Origin of the sequence: Streptomyces sp. B5E4 (genome assembly GCF_039871555.1) — a bacterium.
In the GTDB taxonomy this organism is placed as follows: Bacteria; Actinomycetota; Actinomycetes; order Streptomycetales; family Streptomycetaceae; genus Streptomyces.
This window is the reverse complement of sequence record NZ_JBDPMI010000012.1, coordinates 23,783-48,908: the sequence shown is the minus strand read 5'-3', so window position 1 is coordinate 48,908 and position 25,126 is coordinate 23,783. Positions and strand designations below refer to the sequence as shown.

The 25,126-nt window shown below is 72.7% G+C and carries 23 protein-coding genes and 2 pseudogenes; 10 read left to right on the top strand and 15 right to left on the bottom strand.

Annotation, left to right across the window (positions count from 1 at the left end; genetic code table 11):
* Positions 1-34: 34 nt before the first annotated feature.
* The 3 genes and pseudogenes from ABGA99_RS17670 (at position 35) to ABGA99_RS17660 (ending at position 892) form a co-directional block, all read left to right on the top strand.
* Positions 35-370, top strand: coding sequence for a metalloregulator ArsR/SmtB family transcription factor (locus ABGA99_RS17670; RefSeq protein ID WP_347578123.1), 336 nt, complete (start codon positions 35-37; stop codon positions 368-370).
* A 2-nt stretch (positions 371-372) separates the two neighbouring features.
* Positions 373-522 (top strand): annotated as a pseudogene (locus tag ABGA99_RS17665) (cation transporter); the annotation flags it as partial.
* 193 nt (positions 523-715) lie between these two features.
* Positions 716-892, top strand: coding sequence for a hypothetical protein (locus ABGA99_RS17660; protein ID WP_347582961.1), 177 nt, complete (start codon positions 716-718; stop codon positions 890-892).
* A 12-nt stretch (positions 893-904) separates the two neighbouring features.
* On the opposite strand, the gene ABGA99_RS17655 is transcribed toward ABGA99_RS17660, so the two are convergent.
* From ABGA99_RS17655 to ABGA99_RS17640, 4 genes are all read right to left on the bottom strand, one after another.
* Positions 905-1,933 carry an NlpC/P60 family protein gene (locus ABGA99_RS17655; protein WP_347582960.1) on the bottom strand — a complete coding sequence of 343 codons (1,029 nt, stop codon included), beginning with the start codon at positions 1,931-1,933 and terminating at the stop codon, positions 905-907.
* A 104-nt stretch (positions 1,934-2,037) separates the two neighbouring features.
* On the bottom strand, positions 2,038-2,973 hold the full coding sequence (locus tag ABGA99_RS17650; protein WP_347582959.1) for a M56 family metallopeptidase: 936 nt from the start codon (positions 2,971-2,973) through the stop codon (positions 2,038-2,040).
* The gene (locus ABGA99_RS17645; RefSeq protein WP_347578120.1) at positions 2,970-3,356 is read right to left on the bottom strand and encodes a BlaI/MecI/CopY family transcriptional regulator; all 387 of its coding nucleotides are present in this window, start codon (positions 3,354-3,356) and stop codon (positions 2,970-2,972) included. The genes ABGA99_RS17650 and ABGA99_RS17645 overlap by 4 nt, the downstream gene beginning before the upstream one ends.
* A 127-nt stretch (positions 3,357-3,483) precedes the next feature.
* Positions 3,484-4,194 (bottom strand): RICIN domain-containing protein, encoded by a 711-nt coding sequence (locus ABGA99_RS17640; RefSeq protein ID WP_347582958.1) that lies wholly within the window; start codon positions 4,192-4,194, stop codon positions 3,484-3,486.
* Between the two features lie 385 nt (positions 4,195-4,579).
* On the opposite strand from ABGA99_RS17640, the pseudogene ABGA99_RS17635 reads away from it, so the two are divergent.
* Positions 4,580-4,753 (top strand): annotated as a pseudogene (locus tag ABGA99_RS17635) (thioredoxin domain-containing protein); the annotation flags it as partial.
* A gap of 116 nt (positions 4,754-4,869) precedes the next feature.
* Here the strand turns inward: ABGA99_RS17635 and ABGA99_RS17630 are convergent.
* The 3 genes from ABGA99_RS17630 to ABGA99_RS17620 all read right to left on the bottom strand — a co-directional run bounded on the left by ABGA99_RS17630 (position 4,870) and on the right by ABGA99_RS17620 (position 6,885).
* On the bottom strand, positions 4,870-5,532 hold the full coding sequence (locus ABGA99_RS17630) for a DUF305 domain-containing protein (protein WP_347578118.1): 663 nt from the start codon (positions 5,530-5,532) through the stop codon (positions 4,870-4,872).
* Entirely contained in the window at positions 5,508-6,137 is a 630-nt protein-coding gene (locus ABGA99_RS17625; RefSeq protein WP_347582957.1) for a DUF3105 domain-containing protein, read from the bottom strand. Before ABGA99_RS17625 ends, ABGA99_RS17630 begins: the two co-directional genes overlap by 25 nt.
* 169 nt (positions 6,138-6,306) lie before the next feature.
* Positions 6,307-6,885, bottom strand: coding sequence for a hypothetical protein (locus ABGA99_RS17620; RefSeq protein ID WP_347578116.1), 579 nt, complete (start codon positions 6,883-6,885; stop codon positions 6,307-6,309).
* 382 nt (positions 6,886-7,267) lie between these two features.
* On the opposite strand from ABGA99_RS17620, the gene ABGA99_RS17615 reads away from it, so the two are divergent.
* The 3 genes from ABGA99_RS17615 to ABGA99_RS17605 all read left to right on the top strand — a co-directional run bounded on the left by ABGA99_RS17615 (position 7,268) and on the right by ABGA99_RS17605 (position 10,055).
* Complete coding sequence (locus ABGA99_RS17615; protein ID WP_347583021.1) at positions 7,268-8,224, top strand: bile acid:sodium symporter; 957 nt, start codon at positions 7,268-7,270, stop codon at positions 8,222-8,224.
* Between the two features lie 152 nt (positions 8,225-8,376).
* Positions 8,377-8,814, top strand: a complete 438-nt coding sequence (locus tag ABGA99_RS17610; RefSeq protein ID WP_326797202.1) for an NfeD family protein — start codon at positions 8,377-8,379, stop codon at positions 8,812-8,814.
* 104 nt (positions 8,815-8,918) lie between these two features.
* Positions 8,919-10,055, top strand: coding sequence for an SPFH domain-containing protein (locus ABGA99_RS17605; protein ID WP_347582956.1), 1,137 nt, complete (start codon positions 8,919-8,921; stop codon positions 10,053-10,055).
* Positions 10,056-10,074: 19 nt separating this feature from the next.
* Here ABGA99_RS17605 and ABGA99_RS17600 read toward each other — a convergent pair whose 3' ends face one another.
* Genes ABGA99_RS17600 through ABGA99_RS17585 form a run of 4 tightly spaced genes read right to left on the bottom strand, consistent with a single transcriptional unit; the run spans position 10,075 to position 13,327 of the window.
* Complete coding sequence (locus tag ABGA99_RS17600; RefSeq protein WP_347578228.1) at positions 10,075-11,148, bottom strand: ABC transporter ATP-binding protein; 1,074 nt, start codon at positions 11,146-11,148, stop codon at positions 10,075-10,077.
* Positions 11,149-11,207: 59 nt separating this feature from the next.
* Entirely contained in the window at positions 11,208-12,110 is a 903-nt protein-coding gene (locus tag ABGA99_RS17595; protein ID WP_347578114.1) for an ABC transporter permease, read from the bottom strand.
* On the bottom strand, positions 12,107-12,919 hold the full coding sequence (modA, locus tag ABGA99_RS17590) for a molybdate ABC transporter substrate-binding protein (RefSeq protein WP_347582955.1): 813 nt from the start codon (positions 12,917-12,919) through the stop codon (positions 12,107-12,109). The genes ABGA99_RS17595 and modA overlap by 4 nt, the downstream gene beginning before the upstream one ends.
* 21 nt (positions 12,920-12,940) lie before the next feature.
* Positions 12,941-13,327, bottom strand: coding sequence for a helix-turn-helix transcriptional regulator (locus ABGA99_RS17585; RefSeq protein WP_347578112.1), 387 nt, complete (start codon positions 13,325-13,327; stop codon positions 12,941-12,943).
* A gap of 297 nt (positions 13,328-13,624) precedes the next feature.
* On the opposite strand from ABGA99_RS17585, the gene ABGA99_RS17580 reads away from it, so the two are divergent.
* Complete coding sequence (locus ABGA99_RS17580; protein ID WP_347582954.1) at positions 13,625-17,401, top strand: AAA domain-containing protein; 3,777 nt, start codon at positions 13,625-13,627, stop codon at positions 17,399-17,401.
* Between the two features lie 39 nt (positions 17,402-17,440).
* On the opposite strand, the gene ABGA99_RS17575 is transcribed toward ABGA99_RS17580, so the two are convergent.
* Together ABGA99_RS17575 and ABGA99_RS17570 are read right to left on the bottom strand one after the other, a co-directional pair.
* Positions 17,441-18,160 carry an SDR family oxidoreductase gene (locus ABGA99_RS17575; protein ID WP_347578110.1) on the bottom strand — a complete coding sequence of 240 codons (720 nt, stop codon included), beginning with the start codon at positions 18,158-18,160 and terminating at the stop codon, positions 17,441-17,443.
* A 10-nt stretch (positions 18,161-18,170) separates the two neighbouring features.
* Positions 18,171-18,977, bottom strand: coding sequence for a helix-turn-helix domain-containing protein (locus ABGA99_RS17570; protein ID WP_347582953.1), 807 nt, complete (start codon positions 18,975-18,977; stop codon positions 18,171-18,173).
* Positions 18,978-19,237: 260 nt separating this feature from the next.
* Between ABGA99_RS17570 and ABGA99_RS17565 the strand changes: the two genes are divergently transcribed.
* A complete protein-coding gene (locus ABGA99_RS17565) occupies positions 19,238-21,187 on the top strand; it encodes a serine/threonine-protein kinase (RefSeq protein WP_347578108.1) in 1,950 nt (649 codons plus the stop codon).
* A gap of 180 nt (positions 21,188-21,367) precedes the next feature.
* Here the strand turns inward: ABGA99_RS17565 and ABGA99_RS17560 are convergent, their stop codons facing one another.
* A complete protein-coding gene (locus tag ABGA99_RS17560; RefSeq protein ID WP_347578107.1) occupies positions 21,368-21,820 on the bottom strand; it encodes a hypothetical protein in 453 nt (150 codons plus the stop codon).
* A 133-nt stretch (positions 21,821-21,953) separates the two neighbouring features.
* Positions 21,954-22,370 (bottom strand): ATP-binding protein, encoded by a 417-nt coding sequence (locus tag ABGA99_RS17555; RefSeq protein ID WP_347578106.1) that lies wholly within the window; start codon positions 22,368-22,370, stop codon positions 21,954-21,956.
* A gap of 188 nt (positions 22,371-22,558) precedes the next feature.
* On the opposite strand from ABGA99_RS17555, the gene ABGA99_RS17550 reads away from it, so the two are divergent.
* Positions 22,559-25,081 carry a discoidin domain-containing protein gene (locus tag ABGA99_RS17550; protein ID WP_347582952.1) on the top strand — a complete coding sequence of 841 codons (2,523 nt, stop codon included), beginning with the start codon at positions 22,559-22,561 and terminating at the stop codon, positions 25,079-25,081.
* Positions 25,082-25,126: the final 45 nt, after the last annotated feature.

The following is a 25,126-nucleotide window of genomic DNA, read 5'->3' as shown; positions in this document are numbered from 1 at the left end:
TCCTGAATTCAGGAACTTCTGTACCGTCGCCGATGTGCTGACCACCGCCACGGACATCGACGTGCTGGCCCGCTTCGGCCGTGCGCTCGCCGACCCCATCCGCTGCCGCGTCCTGCTCGCCCTGCGCGAGGCCCCCGGCTATCCCGCCGAGTTGGCCGAGGCGCTCGGCATCTCCCGGACCCGGCTCTCCAACCACCTGGCGTGCCTGCGCGACTGCGGGCTCGTCGTCGCCGTGCCCGACGGGCGGCGGGTGCGCTACGCACTCGCCGACCCCCGCCTCGGGCACGCGCTGGACGACCTGCGCGCCGCCGTCATCGCCGTGGCGGGCGAGCGGACCTGCCCGGACGCCGACGCCGAGGGGTGCTGCTGACGATGGCCGCGAGCGTCACCCTCGGTCCCGGTCCGGTCCGGGCGGCCCTGCTCACCCGCCGGATACGGCTGCTGGTCGCGGCGACGATCGCGTACAACGTCGTCGAGGCCGTCGTCGCGCTGACCGCCGGGGCCCTGGCCTCCTCCGCCGCGCACACCACCGCCGCGTGCGCCTGCTGCGCCGCCGGAAAGGGAGACCGGTCATGAACGGATGGGCGTGGGCCGCGCCGGGGTTGTACGTGGCGTGGGGTGTGGCGGCCTTCGGGGTGCGGGGGGCCGTGCAGCGGCGGCGGACCGGGGACGCCGGGTTCCGTGGGATCTCCGGGCGGCCCGGCGAGGCCGCCTGGTGGGTCCTCCCGAACGCGGTCTCCTCGCCGCCCTGATCGCGCTGGTCGTCGCGATCCAGTTGCCGGTACGGGTCGTCGAGGAGCCGTACCTCACCGCGGTCCACGGCGACGCCTACGCCGCCCACACCGCCCGCGCCGGCCGCTTCCTGCCCGGCATCGGCCGCCGGACGGCCTGACGCCTCAGGCGGTCAGGGGCGGCTGGCGGCGTAGAAGGGCATGCTGTCCACCGGGACGATTTCGACGTTCTTGCCGGTGCGGGGGGCGTGGATCGCCTTGCCGTCGCCGACGTACATGCCGTTGTGCTGCGTGTCGTTGTACCAGTAGATGATGTCGCCGGGCTGCATGCCGTCCCGGCTGACCTTGCGGCCCGCGTCGTACTGCTGCTTGACCGTACGGGGCAGCGAGATCCCCGCCGCGCTCCACGCCGCGCCCGTCAGGCCGGAGCAGTCGAAGGAGTCCGGGCCGGTGGCACCCCACTCGTAGGGCTTGCCGAGTTGGGCGTAGGCGAAGTCCAGGGCCGCCTTCGCGCGGCCGCTCGCCGGGCCGTCGTAGCTGTCCGCCGCGTCGCTCGTACCGGCCTCGGCGGCGTCGCGTTCCTCGGCGGCGTCGAGGCGGGCGCGTTCCTCCGCTGTCAGGGAGTTGAGGAGCTTGCGCGCCTGGGCCAGCTTCGCCTGGATCTCGTCCTTCTTCTCCGCCGCGGCCGTACGGAACTCCTCCGCCTCGCGGAGCTTCGCCGACGTCTCCTTGCGCTGCTGCGTCAACTCCCGCTGCTTGTCCTGCAGCACGGTGAGCGCCGACGCCTGCCGGTGGCCGACGCGGTCGACCATCTCGGCTTCCTGGAGGTACTCGTCGGGGTCGGCGGACAGGGCGAGCTGCACGCTGGGGTCGATGCCGCCGTTGCGGTACTGCTCGGCGGCGAGCGGGCCTATCCGGTCCCGTAGCCCGTTGATCTCCTTCTGCCGGCGGGCCGCCTCGTCCTGCGCCTTGTCGGCCTCCCCCTGGAGCTTCTGCTGGCGCTCGCGGGCGCTGTTGTACTCCTCGGTGGGCCCCGTGGCCTCCTCGTACAGCTTCTCCACCTCCGCGCGCACCTCCTCGACGGTGGGCTTCGGCTGGGCCTGGCCGCTCTGTGTCGACAGCAGGGTGAAGGCCCCGGCGGCGAAGGAGAGGGTCGTGATCCGGGCGCGGCCGGGGGACTTCGGGCGACGGTGCGCTCCCATGGCGGAGTTGCTCCTCATCCTCGGCGACGGCAGGGACTGAAAGGCAACTTAGTAGATTAGTAGAAGTGCGGGCAAGCGCCCCCTCGAAGCCGGGGTACGGACCCTCAGCCCAGCGCCGGAGGGCAGGCCACCAGCAGCGGGACCAGCGGCACCGTCAGCGCGACCGCCGCCACCGCGCCCCGCAGCACCGGGTGCGCGGGCCGCCGCGGGCCCAGTATCCGGCGCAGCCGCACCGGCACCGTGCCGCCGCCGACGGCGAACGCCCCGCTCGGTGCCCGGCAGGCCGCCATCTCGTACATCGCCGTGGCCAGCACCCCGCCCGGGTGCCGCCGCAGCGCGCGGTCGTCCGCGGCCATCTCCAGCAGCAGCGCCGTCTGCCGCCGTACGTGCCGGGCCAGCGGCAGCGCGCGGAACACGGCGGCGAAGCCGTCCGCCGCCGCCTGCGGCAGGTGGTGGCGGCCGGCGACGTGTGCCCGCTCGTGCTCCAGGACCGCGTCGACCTGCGCGGCCGACAGCAGCCGCAGCGCGCCCTCGCTGACGACGACGCGCGCGCGGCGGCCCGGCAGGCAGTACGCGACGGGCGTGCCGTGCGCCACGACGGTGGCGCCCAGCGCGGCCGACCGGCGGCCGACCATGTCGAGCACGGCGCGGTGCCGGGCCCGTACCCGCCGCGCCCGCAGCGCGTGGACGCCGACGCTCAGCGCCACCGTGCCGACCACGGCGGCCGGCAGCACACCCGCCAGCCGGCTCGCGACGCCCGGGTCGGGCCGCCCGGTGCCGAGGCCGAGGTCCACGCCCCGGTCCAGGCCCAGGCCGCAGGAGTGCAGGAAGCCGACGAAGCCGGCGTGCAGATGCTCGGTGGGCGTCGCCAGGTGGTACGCGGCCAGCGCCACGGAGAGCGTGAACGCCGCCGCGAGCGCGTGCCACACCGCGACCGCGAGCCGCGGCGCCCGGTGCGGCCACGCGCTGCGCAGCACCAGGCGCGGCGCGACGACGCCCAGCACGACCGCGTACCCCAGGACGGGCAGCGCCTCGCTCACCCCCGGCCCCGGCTCTCGCCCCCGCGGCCCGCGTCGCTGTCGCGCAGCGCCTTGCGCAGGGCGGCGACCTCGTCGTCGGTCATGCCCTCGACGAAGTGGGCGAGGGCCGCGGAGCGGTCCTCGCTGGCGCCGAGGGCGTCCTCCATCAGCGCGGCGGAGTACGCCTCCCGGCTGCGCACGGGGGTGTAGAGCCAGGCCCGGCCCTGTTTCGTACGGACCAGCCAGCCCTTCTGGTACAGGATGTTGGCGACGGTCATGACCGTCGTGTAGGCCAGCTCGCGGTCGTTGTTGATGTCGTCGACGATCTCGCGGACGGTGGCGGGACGGTCCCACTTCCACAGCCGGTCCATGATCTCCGCTTCGAGATCCCCCAGCCGCCGCATGATCGTTTCCCCTCCGCCGGCGATGCGCGCAGCCACATCGTAGCCAGGGGCGGACCGGCGCCGGGGGCCGGTGGTGGGCGGTGGTGGTCGGTGGCGGTCGGTGGCGGGCGGCTGCGGGCGGGAGGGTTCACCTGCGCCAGAGCTGGCCGGTGTAGTTCCCGCAGGGATTGAGCACCAGCGCGACGTAGGCGGCGGGCGGCCCGGCCGTGTCCATGCACAATCCCGTGGTCAGATTGACCAACTGGCCGGTGCCGGCATTGTGCTGCCATACCTGGCCGGTGTAGTTCCCGCACGGGTTCACCACCAGGCGTACCCCGGCGCCGGGTGGCCCGGCCGTGTCGAGGCACAGTCCGCTGGGCGGGTTCGCAAAGTGTTGGTTGTTCTGGTCGTAGGTCCAGCTCTGGCCGGTGTAGTTCGCACAGCCACGCACTTGTAGTTCGACGCCGGGTCCCTGGGGACCGTCGGTGTCGATACACAGCCCTGTGGAGATATTGGTGAACGGGCCGTTGTCCCCGGCCGACGCGGCGTCCTCCTGCGGAGCCGGATCGGGTTCGCTCTCGCCGGTCTCGCCGGTCTCCTCCTCGGGGGTGTCCTCTTCCACGGGGACGTCCTCCTCTTCCACGGGAGTGCCCTCGTCCACGGGGGCGTCCCCGCCCGCGGGGGCTCCCTCGCCGCCCCCGCCGACGGGGCCCCTGACGCCGGCCGAGTCGGCATCCCCCTTCTGCGCTTGATCGGATCCGTCCCGAATCTGATCGAAATTGGCGATCCCGAAGAACGCCAGCACGGTGATGCCCGAGGCCGCCACACCGAGCCACACCGAAAACTTGTTCTCTGCCATACCCGTTCCCCCCGCCCACACGACTGCGGACAAGCCGACGATAATGCACACGAGTTCAGGTGTCCGGCGAGTTCCCAGGCCCTCGTACGACACGGCGAATCACCTGTTCGGATATCGGGGAGAAATTCTCCGTCGTCTATTCGTTCGAGCCGAAGAAGGGGTGGACGGGCCCCGCGGAGGGTGGACCGGCGCCGGGGGCGGTCGCGGTACTGGTGAGGCTGCGACGACCATGACCGCTCGTCCGCATCTCGCGCCTGCGCCCGCGCTCGCCGCCGGGTGCGTGCCGCTGCCGCAGCTCGGCTCGGCGCTCCCCGCCGGGGCCCTGCGGGCGCAGGGCTGCCTGTGGCTCTTCGCCGTCTCGGCGGTCGCCGGGTGGGTGGTCGTCGACCGCGACCTGGCGGCCCCGCGCACGGCCGACCGGGTACGGGCCGACCAGCGCGACGGCCTCGCCCTGGACGTCCAGGGCACGCCGACGTTCTTCCTCGGCGGCGAGAAGATCTCCAACCCGCAGTCGTACGAGGACTTCGCCGCCGCCATCGACGAAGCGCTCGCGCGCTGACCTCGACCCGGGTTCGCCGTCCTGGACGAGGACGGCGAACCGGTCGGGTTCGCGGGCTTCGAGCCGTGGGACGACAGCGCGTACTGGTGAGCCGCCGACGTACCGCGTGGCTGGGGCTACGGCTTCCTGATGCCGCCGCGCTCCTCCAGCATGTCCCGCATCAGCTTGATCTCCGACTGCTGCCCGCGCAGCGTGGTCTCCGCCAGCCGCCGCACCACCCGCGTCTCCACCGCGCCCTCCGCCATCTGCGACATCTGTACGCCGCCCCGGTGGTGGGCGGTCATCAGCCGGAGATACAGCACCTCGGCGTCCTCGCCCTCCGCTTCCCGCAGTCGGCGGAGCTGGGTGTTCGTGGCCATGCCCGGCATCAGCGCCCCGTCGCGTGCCTCGAAGGGCATCTCGTGGCCCATCCAGGCCATCGGCGGCTCGCCCGACGACTTCGGCAGCTCCCACTGGTCCAGCCAGCCGAGGAGCATGCCGCGCTGGTTGGCCTGGGTGTTGACGACGTCGTAGGCGAGCCGGCGCACGTCCTCGTCGTCGGTGCGATCCCGCACGATGAGGGACATCTCCACGGCCTGCTGGTGGTGGACGACCATGTCGCGGGCGAACCCGGCGTCCGCGGAGCCGGTGTCCGGGACGGCGGGGGTGTCGTCGCCGTCCGCGCCGGTGGCGAGGACGAGGAGGAACGTACCGCAGACGAGGACGGCGGTGGCCAGCATCGCGAGCGGCCACCGCAGGGCGGGCCGCAGGAGCGTCACGCGTCCTTCCCGCCGGTGCACGCGGCACCCTGCTCGGGGGTCTGCGGACCCTGGACGTACTTGTCGAAGAACGTGCCCACCTTCGGGTCGTCCGCCTTCTTGACCGTGAGCTGCTTGCCCCAGGCGGAGAGGGTGATCGCCCCTGTCTGTTCGGCGTGCGGGCTGATCAGCGTGTACGGGGTGTTGGTGACGCGCTCGGTGAGGGTCTTGACGTCCTCTTCCTTCGCCTTGTCGCTGTACGTGACCCACACGGCGCCGTGCTCCAGGGAGTGCACGGCGTTCTCGTCGCGTACCGGCTGGTCGTAGACGTCGCCGTTGCAGTTCTGCCAGGCGGGGTCGTGGTCGCCGCCGACGGGGGGCGTCATCGTGTAGTCGACGTCCTCGGTGACGTGGTTCTGGTCGAGGTCGTCCCAGCTCTGCTCGCCCTTGAGGGGGGCGGCGGCGGCCTTCTCGTCCTCGCGGGCGCTGTCGACGATGAAGTAGCCGCCGACGGCCGTGGCGATCACGACGATGGCGGAGGCGAGATAGGTGAGCTGCTTGCTGCGCCGCTCCCGGGCGGCTTCTTTGCGGCGCAGCTCCTCGACGCGGGCACGGCGGGCGGCGGCTTGGGACTTGGCGGAACCCATGGTGCGGACCCTTCTCCCGGGGGCGCGGCGGACGCGGACGCGGATGCGGATGCGGCGTCGGCGGACACGCGGCGGGCGGTTTCGTAGGGGTGGACGGCGTACGGGGCCGGCGCACGCACCGGCGCCGCGGGGCGGCGGTCCGGTTCTGGGGCGGGCGCGGGGATCCGTCCTAGGTCCGCTGGACCTGGAGTTCGTGGAGATCGGGGGTGCCCAGGGCGCTGGGCGGGGCGGGGCTGACGCCGTGCTCGGCGACGGCGGTCGCGCAGGGCACGTACGAAAGCCCGTCACCGGGCGCCGGACAGAACCCGGGCCCGGAGAGGGGAGCGGCGGGCTCCCGCTCGGAGGCGGCGGGACAGTCGCCTGCGGGAGCGCCGGGGGCGTGGACGGAGGAGCAGTCCAGGGGGAGGGGCGCGGCGGCGGGGGCGGGAGCGTGGGGAGTGCGGGGGTCGGCGGACGGGGCGCCGGCGGGGAGGCCGTTGCCGGGTGCGGCCTCGGCCCGTAGAGCATCACCGGGCGGCACGTCGGACTGGTGACGATCGGCCGGCGAGGCGTCGAGGCGTAGGGCGTCCAGGACGTCGCTCTGGGGGGCGGCGGCGCGCAGGACGAGGCCGTGGCTCGCGGCGGGGCCGGAGCGGCCGGCGTCGGCACAGGACGCCGCACCCGCGAGGAGGCCGAGGAGGACGAGGACGTAGCCGAGCAGGCGGACGCGGCGCGTCGCGGCGTCCGGAACCCTGCGTGGCCTGGTCATCGCCGCGAATCGTAGCCCGCCCACCCACGCCGCAACAGCGCCCCGCGCCAGGAACGGCCCCCGGCGCGGCCCGCCCCGCAGCGCCACCGGCACGATGCAGACCCGCCCCCGGGTCACCCCCACATCGACCCCACGCACCCGCCCAAGGGTAGGCCGCCCCACCGACAACGACCCGCCCGCAAGCCCTCAGCCTCCGGCGGGCACCGCCCTGCCGGGCACCGCCCTGCCGGGCACGACCGAAACCGGCACCTCCTCCACCGCGAGCCCGGCCCGCCGCCACCCCAGCCCACCGCCGCCCCGCCGTTTACCGTCGGGGGAGCACCGCACGTCGATCACCCCCGAGGAGCAGACCGTGGCGCAGCCGGACAGGTTCGTCGTCGCCATGGAGCGGCATCAGGTGGCCGTCTATCTCGGTGCCCTCGTCGCCGGCGGGGTCCTCGGGTGGGTGGCGCCCGACGCCGGGCCCGGGCTGGAGCACGCCATCAACCCCGTGCTGGCCGCCCTGCTCTACGTGACGTTCCTCCAGGTGCCCGCCGCCCACCTGCTCCGTTCCCTGCGCGCCGGGCGGTTCCTCGCCGCCGCGGTCGTCGTCAACTTCGTCGTCGTACCGCTCGTCGTCGCGGCGATGTTCGCCTTCCTCCCCGACGAGCAGGCCATCCGCATGGGCGTCCTGCTCGTCCTGCTCACCCCCTGCATCGACTACGTCATCGTCTTCAGCGGTCTCGCCGGCGGCAGCAGCCGACAGCTCCTCGCCGCCACGCCCCTGCTGCTGATCGCGCAGATGGTCCTGCTGCCCGGATACCTCTACCTCTTCATGGGCTCCGACCTCGCCGACATCGTCGAGGCCGGTCCTTTCGTCGAGGCGTTCGTCGTCCTCATCGCCCTCCCGCTCGCCCTCGCCTGGCTCACCCAGGCGTGGGCCGCCCGCCGCCCCGCGGGGCAGAAGACCGCCGACGGGGCGGGCACCGCGATGGTGCCGCTGATGGCCGTGACCCTCGCGACCGTCGTCGCGTCCCAGGTGCCCAAGGTCGACGACAGCGTCGGCGACGTGGCCCGCGTGGTGCCGTTCTACGTTCTCTTCCTCGCCGTGATGGCCTTCGCCGGCCTCGGCGTCGCCCGGCTGTTCCGCCTCGACGTCCCCGCCGGCCGCGCGATCGTCTTCACCGGCGCGACCCGCAACTCCCTCGTCGTCCTCCCCCTCGCCCTCGCGCTGCCCGACCGGCTGGCCGCCGCCGCGGTGGTGGTCGTCACCCAGACCCTCGTCGAGGTCGTCGGCATGGTGATCTACGTACGCCTCGTCCCCCGGCTGCTGCCGGAGGCCGTACCCACCGAAACCTGACCCCGCTCCCGCTCCCGCGCGCCCGGGCCCCTACCCGCACCGGCGGCGGGCGAAGAGCCGACCGAATCCCGGATCACCCTGAACTCGCCTGTTCTGTCCGGCATTTCGGGAGGGTAGGTTGGAGAGCAAGTCCCCGTAGGGAGGCTGACGCGATGCCGTGGATCGTCTGGCTGCTCGCCGCCGCGGCGCTCGGTGCCGCCGAGTTCTTCACGATGACGCTCGTCTTCGGACTGCTCGCCGGCGCCGCGATGGTGGCCGCCGTGGTGGCCGGGGTGGGCGTCGGTGCGCTGGGGCAGTTCGTGGCCCTCGGGGCGGCGGCGGCAGCGGGGCTCGTCGTCGTACGTCCCGTCGCACTCAAGCACATGGCGCAGACCCCGCTGACCCGCGACGGCAGCGACGCGCTGCTCGGCAAGCGGGCCGAGGTCGTGCAGGAGGTCACCGCGACCCGGGGGCTGATCAAGCTCTCCGGCGAGGAGTGGTCGGCCCGCGCGCTGGACGAGACGGCGGTGATTCCGGTGGGGGCGCTGGTGGAGGTCATGGAGATCGAAGGCGCGACCGCCGTCGTCTATCCCCGCGAGCTTCTTCCCTGACCCCCTCCCCCTGACCCCCTCCCCCTGACCGTCTGACCCCGGGCCCCCGAGCCCGAGCCCCGAGCCCCTGATGGACCGCTGAACGCACAGCCAACGGAGGAAGTGTGGACCCGGTTGTCATCCCGATTCTCCTGGCGGCGCTGGTCGTCGTCTTTCTCGTGTCGAGCAGCGTGCGGGTCGTCCCGCAGGCGCGCCGCTACAACATCGAGCGCTTCGGCCGCTACCGGCGTACGCTCCAGCCCGGCCTGAACTTCGTCCTGCCGGTGGCGGACCGCGTCAACACCAAGCTGGACGTACGCGAGCAGGTGTACTCGTCCGATCCCCGGCCGGTGATCACCGAGGACAACCTCGTCGTCAACATCGACACGGTGCTCTACTACCAGATCACCGACCCGCGGAAGGCCGCGTACGAGGTCTCCGACTACCTCCAGGCGATCGACCAGCTCACCGTCACCACCCTGCGCAACGTCATCGGCGGCATGGACCTGGAGGAGACCCTCACCTCGCGCGAGGAGATCAACGCCCGGCTCCGCAGCGTCCTCGACGACGCCACCGGCAAGTGGGGCATCCGCGTCAACCGCGTCGAGATCAAGGCCATCGACCCGCCGCACAGCATCAAGGAGGCGATGGAGAAGCAGATGCGCGCCGAGCGCGACAAGCGCGCGGCGATTCTGCACGCCGAGGGCGAGCGGCAGGCGAAGATCCTGACCGCCGAGGGGACGAAGCAGAAGGACATCCTGGAGGCGCAAGGCGCGCAACAGGCCATGATCCTGCGGGCGGACGGCGAGGCACAGGCCGTCGAGCGCGTTTTCCAGGCCGTCCACCGCAACAACGCCGACCCCAAGATCCTGGCGTACAAGTACCTGGAGACGCTGCCGCACCTGGCGAAGAGCGACAACAACACGTTCTGGGTGATCCCCGGCGAGCTGACCGAGGCGGTACGCACCGTCACCACCGCCTTCGGCGACAAGTCGGCGCCCGGTGTGCCCCAGGCCGTAGAGGCGAACGCGGCGGCGACGGACGCGCGGCAGGCGCCCGCGGACGGGCAGCAGGCGGTGCCGGAGAAGACCGGGGCGCCGGAGCTGGCGGCGGCGCCGACGCCCGCGCTCGACGCGGTGGCGGCGGCCGTGGAGGCGGCGAAGGGGGCGGACGCGGCGGTGAGCGAGGCCAAGGCGGAGGCGGAGGCGGCGAGTTCGCCCACGCCGCCGAAGGTGAACACGCCGAAGCCGGCCGACGAGTAGCGGGGCCCGGGCCGGGGGCTCAGGCCGGGTACACGTGCGTCTGGGTCGCCTTGACGGCCGCCCAGACCTCGGCGCCCGGGTGGAGGTCGAGCTCGGCGGCCGCGGTGGTGGTCAGGTCGGCGGCCAGGGGGAGTTCGCCGGTGAGTTCGGCGCGGATCCGGTCGGCGTGGGTTTCGAGTCCCGCGACCGCGCAGCGCCAGAGGTTGCGGGCGCTGGAGCCGGTGGGGCGGTCCCGGTGCAGGGTCACGGCGCTGGGCGGGAAGGCGACGAAGGCCGGTCCGGTGAGGTCGTCGGCGGTGGTGATCGCCGGTCCGCCGTCGAGGTCGACGGTGTGGCCGCGCGCCTGCCCCCGGTAGAGGTTGAGGCCGACGAGGTGGGCGATGTAGTCGGTACGCGGGTGGCGGGCGATGTCCGTGGGGGCGCCCTGCTGCACGATGCGGCCGTCCTCGATGACCACGAGGTGGTCCGCCAGCACCATCGCGTCCAGCGGATCGTGCGTGACGAGCACGGCGACGGCCTCGAAGTCCGCGAGGTGGCGGCGGAGCTGGGCACGGACCTCCAGACGGGTCCGGGCGTCGAGCGCGGCCAGCGGTTCGTCCAGGAGCAGCAGCCGGGGGCGGGTGGCCAGGGCGCGGGCGAGGGCGACGCGCTGGGCCTGGCCGCCGGACAGCCGCCGGGGCTTGGCGGCTGCTTGCTCGGCGAGGTCCATCCGCGCGAGCCAGGCGGCGGCCTCGGCGCGGGCCTCGGCCTTGGTGGCGCCGTGGCAGCGCGGCCCGAAGGCGACGTTGTCCAAGGCGCTGAGGTGGGGGAAGAGCAGGTAGTCCTGGAAGACGACCCCGACCGGGCGGTCCTCCGGCGGCGTACGCTCCAACTCGGCGGCGTCGAGGCGCAGATGCCCGTCCATGAGCGGGACGAGGCCCGCCAGGGCGCGCAGCGCGGTGGTCTTGCCGGCGCCGTTGGGGCCGAGGAGGGCGAGGACGTCGCCCGGGCGTGCGGTGAGCGTCACGTCGAGCCGGAAGGTGCCGCGCTCGACCACGAGCCGGGCGTCGAGCCCGCTCTGTCCGTGCGGCTCCGCGCGTGGCTTTCCGCGCATCTCCCCACGGATTCCGCCGCGGATCTCTTCGCGGATCTCTTCGCGTGCCGCATCGTCGCTCATGCCGAGGTCATCCATCTGTCCCGTAGCCCCGCGAGCACCGCCACCGACACCGCCAGCAGCACCAGGCTCAGCGCGATCGCCGCCTCCGGATCGCTCTGCAGCGCGAGATAGACGGACAGCGGCATCGTCTGCGTACGCCCCGGAAAGTTGCCCGCGAACGTGATCGTGGCGCCGAACTCGCCCAGCGCCCGCGCCCACGCCAGCACCGCCCCGGCCGCGATGCCCGGCGCGACGAGCGGCAGGGTGACGCGGCGGAAGGCGGTGAAGCGGGAGGCACCGAGGGTGGTGGCGGCCTCCTCGTAGCGGGGGTCCGCGGCCCGTAGCGTGCCCTCGACGGCGATGACGAGGAACGGCATCGCCACGAACGCCTCCGCGACCACCACCCCCGCGGTCGTGAACGGCAGCGTGACCCCGAACCAGTCGTCCAGCCACCGCCCCACGACCCCGTTGCGCCCCAGCGCCATCAGCAGCGCCACGCCCCCGACCACCGGCGGCAGCACCAACGGCAGCGTCACCAGCGCCCGTACGAGCCCGCGCCCCGGGAACTCCACCCGGGCCAGCAGCCACGCCAGCGGTACCCCGATGACCAGGCTCAGCGCCGTCGCCGCCGTGGCGCACACCAGCGAGAGCCGCAGCGCCTGCCACACCTCCGTGCTGGTCAGCAGGTCCGGCATGCTGCTCCACGGGGCGCGGAGCAGCAGGGCGAGGAGCGGCAGGACCAGGAACGCGAGGCCGAGCAGCGCCGGTATCAGCAGCGGCAGCGGCGCGCCGCCGCGGCCGGGCGGGCGGGGCCGGGACCGGCGCCCGGTCCCGGCCCGGGGCCGGCGCCAGGAGCCGGAACGGGGCCCGGTCCCGGGTCCGGACCGCTCGTCCTTGTCCGCGGCGGAAGGGAACGTCACGGCTTGAGGAACCCGGCTTCGGTCAGCACCTTCTGCCCCTCGGCCGACTGCACCAGCTCGACGAACGCCTCGGCCGCGGCGGCGTTCGGCGCCTCCTTGAGCAGCGTGATCGGGTAGTCGTTGATCGCGTCGGCGGACTCGGGGAAGTCCACGCTCTCCACCGTGTCGCCCGCGGCCCGCACGTCGGTCCTGTAGACGACCGCGGCGTCGGCCTCCTTCAGCACCACCTTGTTGAGGGCGGACTTGACGTCCTCCTCGTACGACACGGGCGTGAGCTTCAGCCCGCCGGCGTCCAGTGCCTTCTGCGCGGCGGACCCGCACGGCACCGTCTCGTCGCAGAGCACGACCTTCAGATCCGAGTCGGTGAGGTCCTTCAGGGAGGCGATCCCGTCCGGGTTGCCGGGCAGGGTGGCGATCTCCAGCTGGTTGCGGACGAAGGTGGCGGGGGTGCCTTCGGCGGCGCCGGCGTCCGCGACGATCTCCATCGTCGTAGGGCTGGCGGAGGCGAAGACGTCGGCGGGGGCGCCGCCGGTGATGCTCGCGGCCAGGGCGTCGCTGCCGCCGAAGCTGAACGTCACCTTCGTACCGGGGTGGTCCCTCTCGAACTGCGCGCCGAGCTTCTCGAAGCTCTCGGTGAGGGAGGCGGCGGCGAAGACGGTGACCTCGCCGGACAGCTCGCCGGACGCGGCGTCGGGGTCGGCGCCCCCGGCGGATCCGGAATCGGAGTCGGAGCAGGCGGTGAGGGCCAGCAGGGCGGCCACGCCCGCCCCGGCCGTGAGGAGCGCGGGGCGGTTGCTGCTACGGATCATCACAGGTCCACTCCCTGAGGTCTACGCTCTCTCGACGACCACGTTGGTCGACTTGATCACTGCCACCGCCGGAACGCCCGGCGCCAGCTCCAGTTCCTCGGCCGACTCCCGGCTGACCATGGACACCACCCGGAACGGCCCGGCCTGGATCTCCACCTGCGCCGAGACGTCCCCCATGTGCACGTCGGTGACGATCCCGGCGAAGCGGTTGCGCGCGGAAGACCCCGTGGACTCCCGCTCCGCCCGGCGCATCTCCCGCGCATACGCCGCGAGCGCCGCCCCGGGGATGATCCTGTGCCCCGCCTCGTCGCGCTCGGCGGACAGCTTTCCGGCGTCGACCAGCCGCCTGACGGTGTCGGCGCTGACACCGAGCAGGGAGGCGGCGTCTCCCATCCGGTACGTGTGCATACGCCGATGATAACGCCGCACCTGCGAGGCAAAAGTCACCGGGCCCTTCGCACAAGCCAGGCGATACGAGAAATGGCCTGGCATATGCGCAACCACGGAGCCCGCTGCACACCATGGCACGGACAACCTCGGCGCGGCCCGCGCCGACCCGCACACGCCCGGTCTCCCGGGCCGGCGGCGGCAGCCGAACGGATACCGTATCCGTGGTCAGAAATCGCGAGGGGGCGGATGGTGACCGTCGACCGGTCGGAAGCAGCTCGGCAGCGTCAGGCGAGAATCCTTCGATTCTGGCGCGCCGTGGAGTACTTCAGCCCGCCGAACGTCGATGCGGTCAACCCGAAGAAGATGATGTTCGCCACCCAGGTGAGCCAGCCCCTGCCCTGGGAGCCCAGCTCCGCCATCAGCCGCGGCCGTCTCCGGGCGGGTTGTGTGTGGCAGCACACCGTGTACGCCGGCATCTTCCGCGTCGAGAAGGTGCGCGACGTCCTGTTCGAGACGTTCCGTGCGCCTGAGGGCGAGCAGGACTACGACGGGCGGGTCGGCGGCGACAGCGCTGTGCTGTGCTTCACGGTGAACCAGGAGGGCCGGCTGATCAAGGACAGCGCCACGCTGTCTTCATGCGCCTGGGCAGTGGGACAGACCCTGGACCCCGGACCGCACGACGACCGTTGGCTCACCGGCTTCGACGACGACAGCGCGCACGTGCTCAACCGCCTGCTGGAGCTCGGGGACGGGAAGGTCGGAGTCGACCGCGAGCCGGTGGCCGATGAGAACGCGGCTACCTCAGGTCTCGGCCCGGTCGCGGGGCTGCTGTCCCGGCTGGCCGGCAGCGCAGCCAAGGGCGGACTGGCCGCGGCGGCAGCCGCGGCCAGCGGCGGGCTCGGCCCTGTGGCGGGGGCGGTGGCCGCCAAGATGATCGAGCAGGTCGGCGGTGAACTGGTCGACTCCGCCGCCGGGAGACTCACCGGCAGGAGCGACGGGGACGGACCCGCCGGCGCGGAGCCGCAGAACGCCGACGCAGAGCCGCACGACGCGGAGCAGCCCGACGCCGGGGACGGAGCGGACGCGGAACAGGCAGGACCCCCGCCCGAGCTGGGCACGAAGATCCTCGACGTGTACGACCTGGCTGCCCTCACCCGCTGGGTCGCCGAACAACTCGGCGTCGCAGCGGCCCTGACACCCGACACCATCCGGGTCCAGAGCTATCAGGTCGCCGCCAAACGCGCCGATGAGGCTGTCGGCGACACCTTCCTCAACAGCTTCTACGCCGACGATCTCGACCGGGTGGCCGACAGCCTCGCAACAGGCCGGGCCGGCACCGCCCTGCAGCACTATCTGCGCGCGGAAGAGGACGTGGACGCTCTGCGCCGCTTTGACGTACGCCGGGTGCCCGAGATCACCCTGGAGGGCCTCCAGCCGTCGAACATGCCCCTGGGCCGGTGGCCAGCCGATGCCGACAAGCCGCTCGTCCTGAGCCAGCAGTTCGCGATCAACCGCATCCTGGACCGGCTCGGCGAGGACAACGACCGGGGCGTCTACGCCGTGAACGGGCCGCCGGGCACCGGCAAGACGACCATGCTCCGCGATCTCATCGCGGCCCTCGTCGTCAAACGGGCCGAACGGCTGGCGACGCTGAAACGACCGGAACTCGCCTTCGGCGAGAAATCGTTCTCGTGGCGTACGGAAGAGACCGCGGGCAAGACCCATCCGCGCACCATCCACCCCTTGGTCCCCCAACTCACCGGCTTCGAGATCGTCATCGCTTCGGCCAACAACGGGGCCGTCGAGAACGTGACCCTGGAAGTCCCCGGCGCACGTGCGCTCGGCGACTCCTGGCGGGGCCGAGCCGACTACCTCAGTGGCCCGGCGAGCCTGTTGCTCGGTGACGACGCCTGGGGCGCGATCGCCGCCCGCCTCGGACGCCGAAGCAACCGCTCCGACTTCGTCGAACGGTTCTGGTGGGGCAACCTGCCCAAGAACGCCCGCCAAAGCGGCCACGGGCCGACGGAGGATCCGCTGTCCCCGGGTCTGCACAAACTCCTGCAGTTGCAGCGCGACCACATGTCCCGCTCCGCGCGCGACGAGCGGGGTGGGAACCGCGACACCCCCGAAGCGACACCGCCGCTCGGAGATTCGACCTGGCGACAGAGCGTCCAGCGCTTCACCCTGGCCCGTGAGCGGGTCCTCAAACTCGGCGCGGAGCGCCAGGAGATCGCGGATCTGATCGGCAAGCGGGCAGGGCCGGACGCCCTCCTGCAGGACTTGCTGGCACGCGAGTCCGAGGCGCACGATTCCCTCGGGCTCCTTCAGGAGGAGCAGCGCCGTGCCGAGGCAGCCCTCCGCGCCCACGAGGACGCCTACGCCCGGGGCCAGGCCCACACATCCGCCAGGAGGGCCCAGGTGGATGCTGCCCAGGCCGCGGTATGGCAGGGAGAGGAGGCCGTCAAACAGGCGGAGGCGGTGCTCCACGCCCACGACGCACGCAAACCCGGACTCCTCAGGCGCCTCATTGCGCGCGAGCGGGTGAGGCGCTGGGAGGCCGAGCGGACACCGCTCGCGACCCTCCTGGCCCAGGCGGACGCCCGGCTGGCCGCGCTGGAGTCCACACGGGCCGCACGGCACGCCGAACTCCGCGGGGCCCAAGACCAGCGGGACGATGCGCTGGCGCAGATCCGGCGGGCCCAGGGACAGCTTGCCGTCTGCGCGTCGGCACGCGAACGGCAGCTCGCGGCGGCGGCCGATGCTGGGCACCAGGTAGTGAGCAGACGACGCGAGCAGGAAGCCGAGCGCCGCCGCGTGGTCGCGGCCAGATGGCGGTGGGGCGCTTCGGTGCCGGGATCGGAGTGGCTGGCGGATCCCGGTGATCGACGGCAGATGGAGAAGCGCGAGCTGTCCGCCCCCTGGATGGACCCCGAGTTCGCCGCGGCACGCTCCGATCTCTTCCTCGCGGCCCTGGATCTCCACCGCGCCCTGCTGACCACGAGGCCCGAACTCATGCGCAAGAACCTGCTGGCCGCGATGGAGGTCGTCAAGGGCCAGGCCCCCACGGACCTGCCGGCCGAGGCGGTGCTAGCCGCCTGGCAGATGCTCTTCCTCGTGGTCCCGGTGGTGTCGACGACCTTCGCGTCGATGAGCCGCATGTTCAGACATCTGGGCAGCGAAGCCCTCGGCTGGCTCTTCGTGGACGAAGCCGGCCAGGCCGCGCCCCAGTATGTGTCCGGCGCCCTGTGGCGCACCCGCCGCGCAGTGGTCGTCGGCGACCCACTCCAGCTCGAACCCGTGGTAACCCTGCCGTGGACCGGTCAGCGGCGCCTCGCAAGCCACTTCGGGGTGGACCGCCAGTGGGCCCCCGGAGCAGCCTCAGTCCAGACCCTCGCCGACCGACTCACGCCCTACGGGACCTGGCTGGCAGACGAGGGCGGCGAGAATATGTGGCTCGGCTCCCCGCTGCGGGTACACCGCCGCTGCGACCGCCTCATGTTCGACATCAGCAACGCGATCGCCTACGACGGCATGATGGTCTACGGCGTCTCACGCGACCAGGACGACTTCCATCCGGCCCACCGCAACGTGTGGATGGACGTCCGCTCCCTGCCGCGCGAGGAGAAGTGGAACCCCGCTGAGGGGGATGCGCTGGTACACGCCCTCGACCTGATCCGGAGCCGCATCGCCGAGATGATCCAGGACGAACCGCAGGAACCGGCGGGGGGCGATCTCGCCAAGGAGCTGGAGCGCCGATTCGACGAATCGGTCTTCGTCATCAGCCCGTTCCGCGACGTCGTCAGGGGAATCGGCAGGGTGGCACGGCAGCAACTGAGCCCCAAGCGCTACGGCACCGTCCACCAGACGCAGGGCAAGGAAGCCGACATCGTGATCCTCGTGCTCGGCACGGGCACCGACCAAGACGGTTCCCGGGACTGGGCCGCGAAAACGCCTAACCTCCTCAACGTCGCGGTCACACGCGCCCGCCGCCGCCTCATCGTCATCGGCGACTACGACACCTGGTCGCAGCACCGGTACTTCAAGGAACTGGCCCGGCACGACCAGATCCACCGATGGGCAAGGGGCCGCTGAACAGGCAGGCGCAGACCGGCTCCCGACAGCTCGGTCCGCTCAGATCAGCAGGCCGCCCGTGGCGCGGAGGTTCTGGCCGGTGATCCAGGCGGCGTCCGGGCCGGTGAGGAAGGCGACCACCGCCGCGATGTCCTCCGGGCGGCCCAGGCGTTGGAGCGCGGTCATGGCCGCGGTCCGGGTCAGGGCCTCCGGGGGGTTGGTGGCGTGGAGGAGGGCTGTTTCGGTGGCGCCGGGGGAGACGGTGTTGACCGTGATGCCGCGGGGGCCCAGTTCCCGGGCGGCGACCTGCGTGAACTGTTCCAGCACCGCCTTGCTCGCGCAGTACAGCGCGTGACCGGGGGCCGGGACCACGGTGTTGAGGGTGGAGATGTTGACGATCCGGCCGCCGTCCGGCATCAGGGCCGCCGCCTCGCGCATCGCCAGGGCGCCGAACCTCGCGTTCGCCGTCATCACCCGGTCGAACTCCGCCGCCGTCAGCTCCGTCAGCGGCATCCGGGGGTTGACGGCCGCGTTGTTGACCAGGATGTCGAGGCCGTCGCGGACCGGGGCGAAGGCGCGGGCCAGGGCGTCCGGTTGCTCCTGGTCCGCGCGGACCGCCCGGGTGCCGGGGACGTCGCGTACGACCTCCGCCGCCGCCGTCTCGTTCTCCTTGTACGTGAAGACCACCCGTGCGCCGTCGTGCGCCAGCCGGGTCACGATCGCCCGGCCGATGCCCCGCGAACCGCCCGTCACCAGCGCCGTCCTACCGTTCAGCAGCATGCGCGGGACGCTATCCGGCGGCCGGCTCGCCGTATTGAAGGTTTGCGCACAGCGCGGTGGGCGTCAGGCCCGTCAGCTCCCGTACGTCGCGGGTGAAGTGCGGCTGGTCGGCGTAGCCGCAGGTGGCGGCGATGGCCGCGAGGTCGTGCGACGGGCCGGCCAGCCGGCCGACCGCGTGCTGGAGGCGGGCGATACGGGCCACCCGGCCCGGCGACATGCCGATCTCGCGCCGGAAGACCAGCTCCAGGGAGCGGCGGCTGACGCCCAGCCGGGCCGCCAGCGTGGGGATGGGGATCCGGCGGCCCGGGCGCTGGAGCCGGTCCCACGCCGTGGCGAGGGTGGTGTCCGGGCTTCCGGCGCCCGCCCTCAGCCAGGTCCCCATCGCCTCGACCAGCACGTCGAGCCTCCCCGTCCCCGCCTCCGCCAGCCGCTCCGCCAGTTCCTCCTCCCGCTGCCGCCCCAGCACGTCCGCCAACTCCACCGTCTCGCCCACGAACTCCCGCGCCGGTACCCCCAGCAGGGCCGCCGTCCCCGCCGGGGTGAGGCCGACCGTGACGCCCTCGCGCCAGCGCTGCGTCGCGTGGATGCCGTACGCGGAACGCGCGCCGGTGACGAGACGGTCGGCGCCCGTGACGTCGATGACGAGCACCGTGGCGGTGACCGGCAGCAGCCGGTGGCGTACGGGCGTGCCGCCGCCCGCGCGGAACGCCGAGCAGCCGACGACGTACGGCGCCAGGCGGGGCGGGGGCGTGCGGACCACCGACTCGCACGGGGCAGGCTGCGCCTGCGCCGGGATGGAGTGCACGTTCACCACCACGATGATTCCTCAAGCCGCTCCACCCCGGCAGCGGCCCACACGTGTTGATCACCCGGGTGACCGATCGTGTACGCGCGGACCCTCGGCGGCCAGGGCGGAAGCTGTCATCCAGTCAGTCGTCCGATCACTTCCGGCCAGACTGCGGCTACCGATGAGGGCGACTGTTGAAAGCGCCGGTAACTCTGCGCACAGTCTCCTTACACAGAAGGTTCGATCCGGCGCGTGGCGCTGGTCGTGTCTGAAGGGTCGAGCGGGGGTAGATGTTGCGTTCCGGAGAGGAACTCGCCGACCGCTACGTCCTCAAGGAGGTCATCGGCGCGGGGCGCGGCGGCGATGTGTGGCTGGCACACGACACAGTGGTGGGTCAGGATGTCGCGCTGAAGCCGGAGCGGACGGACGGCGAGGGCGAGACAGCGGTGCGTCGGCTGTTGGGCGAGCCGCGGGCCATGGCCAAGTTCCGCGACCATCCTCACGTCGTGACCCTGTACGACGTCGTCACCGTGGCGCCGGAGGGCGACGGGGGCGACGCGGACACGTACTGGTTCGTCATGGAGTACGTGCCCGGCGGCGGCCTGGACCGGCTACCACCGGTCTCCCCCGCACAGGCGGCCCGCATCGGGGCCCAACTCGCCGACGCGCTGGTCGCCCTGCACGAAGAAGGCATCGTTCACTGCGACGTCAAGCCCGCGAACATCGGCCTCACGCGGCGCGGCGACGCGAAGTTGCTGGACTTCGGAGCGGCCTACCGGGTCGGCGGCAGCGAGACCATCACGTTCAACGGCCCCTTCAGCTACACACCGGACTACGCACCTCCTGAACTGGCCCGAGGCAGTACCCCCCGGCCGGTATCGGACGTGTTCTGCCTGGCGACCACCCTCTACGCCCTGGTCACCGGTACGCCGCCGCGTGGCAGCGAGCCAGAGGAGAGGGAGAGCAACGGCCACCAGGAGGACGCGGACTCCTGGGAGAACACCCGGAGCCTGAGGCGCTTACAGGCCGAGCAGGGCTTCGTCGAGTTGGACGCCGACGCCGTGGGGCCGCTGTACCCCGCGCTCGCCGCCATGCTCCGGCGCAACCCTCGGCAGCGCCCCGATGCCACGGAGGCCAAGCGACTGCTGGAGGACGTCGCCGCAGCTGGCCCCCGAGCCTCAAAGGACACGGCTACGGCACTCGGGGACGCTGCCGCCTCCGACACCCTCACAAAGCGCCGACGCCGGCCCCTGCTCGCAGCCGCGCTCGGTGTCGGTGCTGCTGTGATGGCTCTGGCACTCGTCTTCACCCTCGGCGGCGACGGCGAGGACGGAAAGCCCGCGTCCGAGGACGGCCAGAGCGGACAACTGGGGGCGCAGGCCCTGATCGGCAGCCCGCACACGGCGGACGTGTGTGCCCTCGCCGACACCTCCGTTCTCGACCAGTTCGCCGGCGAGGACGTCCGCAAGGATGTCGACTACGGGAACTTCGACCGCTGCGACGTGCTGGTAGGCGTCGACGATGAGACCCGGATCGACGTATCGATCCGCCTCCTTCAGAGCTCGCCGCCCCAGGGGGCCGAACCCTTCCGCACGATCGGGAGGATCAACATCGTCGAAGACGAGCCGGAGAACGATGAGTGCAGCCGGCTGCTGACCACCGGCGGCAGCACCGGGGAAACGGTGGTCCAGGTCCGCGTCAACATGGGCGAAGGCTCAGTGAACGGCGGCAACGCCACCCTGTGTACGGTCGCCGAAAGAGCCGCTGTGAGCGCGGCCGAGGTCCTCGACGCCGGTCCGATTCCCCGCCGTGCGTCGGCCTACCCGCAAACCTCGCTGGCCTGGGGGAATGCCTGCAAACTACTCGACGCCCCCGCGCTGTCCGTCGTTCCCGGCCTCAGGGCAGACGTGCCGGACGCCGCAATCGCGAACTGGGGCTGCAAGTGGTCCAGCACCATCGACGAGCTCGATGCAGAGGTGAGCTTCTTCCGGGACCAGCCCAGCTCCGCTCAGGACGGCACGGTCCTCACACTCAGTGGTTATCGCACGGTCGTCAAACCGAACGACGAAGGCGACACCTGTAGCGCGCTTGTCGAGCACCACAGGTACAAGGGCCAGGATGCCGTCACCGCCGCCGAGATGGTGCGCCTCGACGTCCACGGCGAGCGTCCCACCGAGGATCTCTGCGGGATGGCGAAGGACCTCGCGGCATCCGCCGCCGCCCGACTCCGCGCGCGATGAGGGCAGCCGGCACACCTGCGGCACCCCTGGTCGGCCAGTCACTCCGTATCGACTACAACCGCTGCTACCGCGGCTCTGCTTACCCCAGGTGCACGGAGGTGGTCCGGTAAGCGCCGGATGGCACGGGTTCCGGCCCGATCACGACAGGACGACCACGGACGGGTCCGCCACGCGAGCAACTCAGGCCGGGCATCTCGCGGTGAGAGTTATCCGGCCCTCGGTCCAGGCCGGCAGGCGCTGGGCCGGTTTCCGCAGCGACGGGCCTCGGACGTGATGCCAGTGCACTGCGATCGGCGTGTCGAAATGCACCCTGAAGGCGATCCCGAGGCCCGGCCCGGTGCCCGAGAACAATTCACCTGGTGGAATATCAGGTTCCGGTATCTCCTGGAACGGAAACACGCACAAGCCCCGACGGTCCACGACCGGCCCGGGCAGAACCGCGACCGCGCGGACTTCCTCCCACCTCAGGCGAGTAGTCGGTCCACGCCCGTACGTCTCGTGGTACTCAACCCCGTGGGGGCCGAAACGCATCGCCGGGTCATCCCTGCGGCTCGGTGCCGGTCCGCCGAAGAACACACCGATCTGGGTCACCAGCGGGTTCTTCGGCCTATAGAACAACGATTTGTCGCCCACTGCGCAACTCCTCCGCAAGCTCGGCGCCATGGGCCGTGCCGATCTTCCGACCGAGGGCGGATGACGGCGCGAGGCCCGCGCCCCAGCGTGGCAGCCGTGTGACCGAGGGGCAACCGTTCCGGCGAGCCGGCGGTTATGCCGGTGCCACCCGTGCATCGGGTGGCACGCCGGGGATCTCGAACGAGGCCCAGACGGGCTTGCCGAGGCCGTCGCGGTCGCAGGTGCCCCACTCGTCGGCGAGGGCGTCGACCAACTCCAGGCCGCGGCCGTTGGTCGTCGGTGGGCGCGGGGTGGCGCAGGTGCGGGGAGGCGCCGCTGGCGTCGTGGACTTCGATGCGGACGGCGCCGTCGTCGACGGTGACGTGGACGCGGAACGGCGGCCCCGCGGGGTGCCGTGCACCAGAGCGTTGGTCACCAGCTCGGAGACGCACACGCGGATGTCGTCGGCGCGGTCGGGACCCACGGCCGCGCCTACGCGGGCCGCGACGAAGTCACGCGCCTGACCGACCGAACGGGGACTCCGGACGAACTGGCGCGCATACGTGGTCATGGACCCCCGGGGGGTTCGCCGGCCTCGTGGAGTTCGCCAAGCGCCACGGCTGACCCGCGCCTCTCACCGACCTCCGAGTAACCGGCCCTCGCCTCACGGCGGGGACCGGCCCTGCCGCGATCTACTCCGCGGCGGTCACAGGGGTTACAGTCGGGGCCCGGTACCGCGGCTACGGGAGGCATCCCGCAATGGCGACCCCGACTCCCCTCCCCCGCAGGCGGTTTCTGCTCGCGAGCGGCGCCACCGCCGCCGGGCTGGCCTTTGTATCGCCGGGGGTCGGTGTGGCCGCCCCAGGACCCGGGCCCGAAGCCCTGCTCTACCACCGGCTCCTGCTGCGCCACACCCGGTGGGTCGAGACGCAGTGGGACGCCGCCGCCGGCCGCTACCCGCTCGCCGACTTCGGCTTCGTCAGCGTCCTCGGCAACGCCGTGCTGCTCACCCACGGCACGTACGACGCGGACCTCGCCGGCGTCGACCGGGACACGCTCGCCGACCACACCGTACGGACCATCCGGCACTTCGCCGCGACCAACTTCTGGGCCACCGGGGCGACCTGGGGCGGCGGCGGGTACGAGTGGGGCGGGCGGGTGTTCTGGGACGGGACGTTCGAGTCGTACTTCGTCGCCGCCGCCCGGCTGCTCTGGGACGCACTCGACGCCGCCACCCGCGCGCACGTCGACGCCATCGCCGTCCGCGGCGCGCAGTACGTCGCGGGCCTCGGCGCCGGCGAGGACCCGCGCAGCGGCGGGTGGTCGTCCAACGGGCTCACCGGCGGACACCGCGGCGACTCGAAGATCGAGGAGATGGGCGCGAAGTCCATGCCGCTGGCCACGGGGCTCGCGTACCACCCGGGCCATCCGGACGCCGGCGCCTGGCGGGAGTGGCTGACCCGGTGGCTGTCGAACATGACGGGACTGCCCTCCGCGGACCGCGAGAACGGCACGCTCATCGACGGCCGTCCGGTGTCCGAATGGAACACCGCGCAGAACATGTACGAGGGCCACGTCGTCGAGAACCACGGCACCTACGCGCCCATGTACCAGCAGTCCACCGGCGCGTACCCCGGGCGCAACGCCCTCCACTTCCTCATCGCCGGCGCCCCGCTGCCCGAGGTGCTCGCCAAGCAGCCCAACGCGGCCGGACTCTGGCGCACGATGACCCACCTCGGCACCGCCGCCGGGCTCTCCTCGCACCCCATGGTGGCCGACCGCTACCACCTCTACGGCCGCGACCTGCTCCCCCTGACCTGGCGCAGGATGGGCCAGGCCGACCCGTACGTCGCCCGCGCGGAGCGGATGCTCGCCGCGCATCTGGAGCCGTATCTCGCGTACCCGCCGGAGAACCGGCTGACGAAGTTCAGCGGCGAGCCGAAGTACGAGCCGGAGGCGCGCGCGGAGGTGGCGACCGCCTACCTGCTGCACGTCCGGCGCGACCGGCTGCACGGCGACGTACGGCCGGTGAGCGAGGCCCGGTACTGGGCGAACGTGGCCGGGGCGACGGACTACGGCGCCGAAGTCGGCCTGGTCGGGCACCAGTCGGCGCGGTCGCTGGCGATGGCGGTGAGCAAGGCGGGGCACGTGAAGTTCGCGTTCCTGCCCGAGCACGACGACTGGCTCTTCGACGTCACCGGCGCCGCCCCCGCGTTCCTGCCCGGCATCGGGCTCGCGGTCACCGGCCGCAGCGTCGCCCGCTACACGCGGGCCGCCGACGGCTTCGACGGCTCCGCCACGGTGCTGCGCTTCGCGCAGGGCAGCGCCGGCTACGCGACGCTGCCCACCGGCGCGGTCGTGTACGCCACGTCCGGTCTCGCCCCCGACGAGGGGCGGCTGCGGCTGCACACGCTGGCCATGCCGGGCGTACGGGGCCTCGACGGCGACCGTACGTTCCACGGCCCCGGCGGCTCCGTCACCCTGGCGCCGGACGGCGGCGACGGCGGGGTGGACGAGGTGCGCTTCCCGGCCGTCGCGGCGCGGCACGTACGGATCCTCGGCGCCCGGCCGGCGACGCAGTACGGCTACTCCCTCTGGCACGTCGAGGTCTACGCCCCCGGCTCCGGCACCGACCTGGCCCGCGGCCGTACCGCCACCGCCTCGTCGGCCGACCCCGCGTACCCGCCGCCGCACGCCACGGACGGCGACCCCCGCACCCGCTGGGCGGTGGCCCGCGCGGAGCGGCCGCGGGCGGACAGCTGGCTGGCGGTGGACCTGGGCGCGGAGCAGCGGGTGGACCGGGTGCGGCTGGGGTGGGAGGCGGCGTACGGCGCGGAGTACCGCGTGCAGGTGTCCGCCGACGGCACCGGCTGGCGCGACGTGGCGGCGGTGCCGGCGGCGCACGGCTTCGCGGGGAACTGGGTGAACGTCGACGACCGGGCCGGTTTCGTCGTACGCGGCGGGAGCGGCCCGATCCGCGTGACGGCCACCTCCGTCACCCTCTCCGCCGGCCCGCCCGCCGCGCTGGTCGCCGAGGGCTACCCGGCGCAGCGCGCGGGCCGCACCCGCGCGCTGGCAGCCGCCCCCGCGCCGACCACCGACGTGACGGGTGTGGCGGCCGCACTGGTGGACGGCCACCTCGCCGTCTTCAACCTCACCGACGCCCCCGTCCAGGCGAACGTCCATGTACCCGCCCGGCCGGACACGGCGTCCGACCGCACCGTCCGCGTCGACCTGCCCGCCGCCGCGGCGGCGATCCTGCCGCCCGCCCCCGGTGCGTGACGTCCGCTACAGCGTGACGTGCGGCAGTAGGGGAGAATCGTCCGG

Bases quoted from the DNA above. Each gene is read 5' to 3' on its own strand.
- ABGA99_RS17655 (WP_347582960.1), bottom strand. From the start codon at position 1,933: ATGGGAGCGCACCGTCGCCCGAAGTCCCCCGGCCGCGCCCGGATCACG.
- ABGA99_RS17645 (WP_347578120.1), bottom strand. From the start codon at position 3,356: ATGCGGCGGCTGGGGGATCTCGAAGCGGAGATCATGGACCGGCTGTGG.
- ABGA99_RS17640 (WP_347582958.1), bottom strand. From the start codon at position 4,194: ATGGCAGAGAACAAGTTTTCGGTGTGGCTCGGTGTGGCGGCCTCGGGC.
- ABGA99_RS17625 (WP_347582957.1), bottom strand. From the start codon at position 6,137: ATGGGTTCCGCCAAGTCCCAAGCCGCCGCCCGCCGTGCCCGCGTCGAG.
- ABGA99_RS17620 (WP_347578116.1), bottom strand. From the start codon at position 6,885: ATGACCAGGCCACGCAGGGTTCCGGACGCCGCGACGCGCCGCGTCCGC.
- ABGA99_RS17615 (WP_347583021.1), top strand. From the start codon at position 7,268: ATGGAGCGGCATCAGGTGGCCGTCTATCTCGGTGCCCTCGTCGCCGGC.
- ABGA99_RS17610 (WP_326797202.1), top strand. From the start codon at position 8,377: ATGCCGTGGATCGTCTGGCTGCTCGCCGCCGCGGCGCTCGGTGCCGCC.
- ABGA99_RS17600 (WP_347578228.1), bottom strand. From the start codon at position 11,148: ATGCGCGGAAAGCCACGCGCGGAGCCGCACGGACAGAGCGGGCTCGAC.
- modA (WP_347582955.1), bottom strand. From the start codon at position 12,919: ATGATCCGTAGCAGCAACCGCCCCGCGCTCCTCACGGCCGGGGCGGGC.
- ABGA99_RS17585 (WP_347578112.1), bottom strand. From the start codon at position 13,327: ATGCACACGTACCGGATGGGAGACGCCGCCTCCCTGCTCGGTGTCAGC.
- ABGA99_RS17575 (WP_347578110.1), bottom strand. From the start codon at position 18,160: ATGCTGCTGAACGGTAGGACGGCGCTGGTGACGGGCGGTTCGCGGGGC.
- ABGA99_RS17565 (WP_347578108.1), top strand. From the start codon at position 19,238: ATGTTGCGTTCCGGAGAGGAACTCGCCGACCGCTACGTCCTCAAGGAG.
- ABGA99_RS17555 (WP_347578106.1), bottom strand. From the start codon at position 22,370: ATGACCACGTATGCGCGCCAGTTCGTCCGGAGTCCCCGTTCGGTCGGT.
- ABGA99_RS17550 (WP_347582952.1), top strand. From the start codon at position 22,559: ATGGCGACCCCGACTCCCCTCCCCCGCAGGCGGTTTCTGCTCGCGAGC.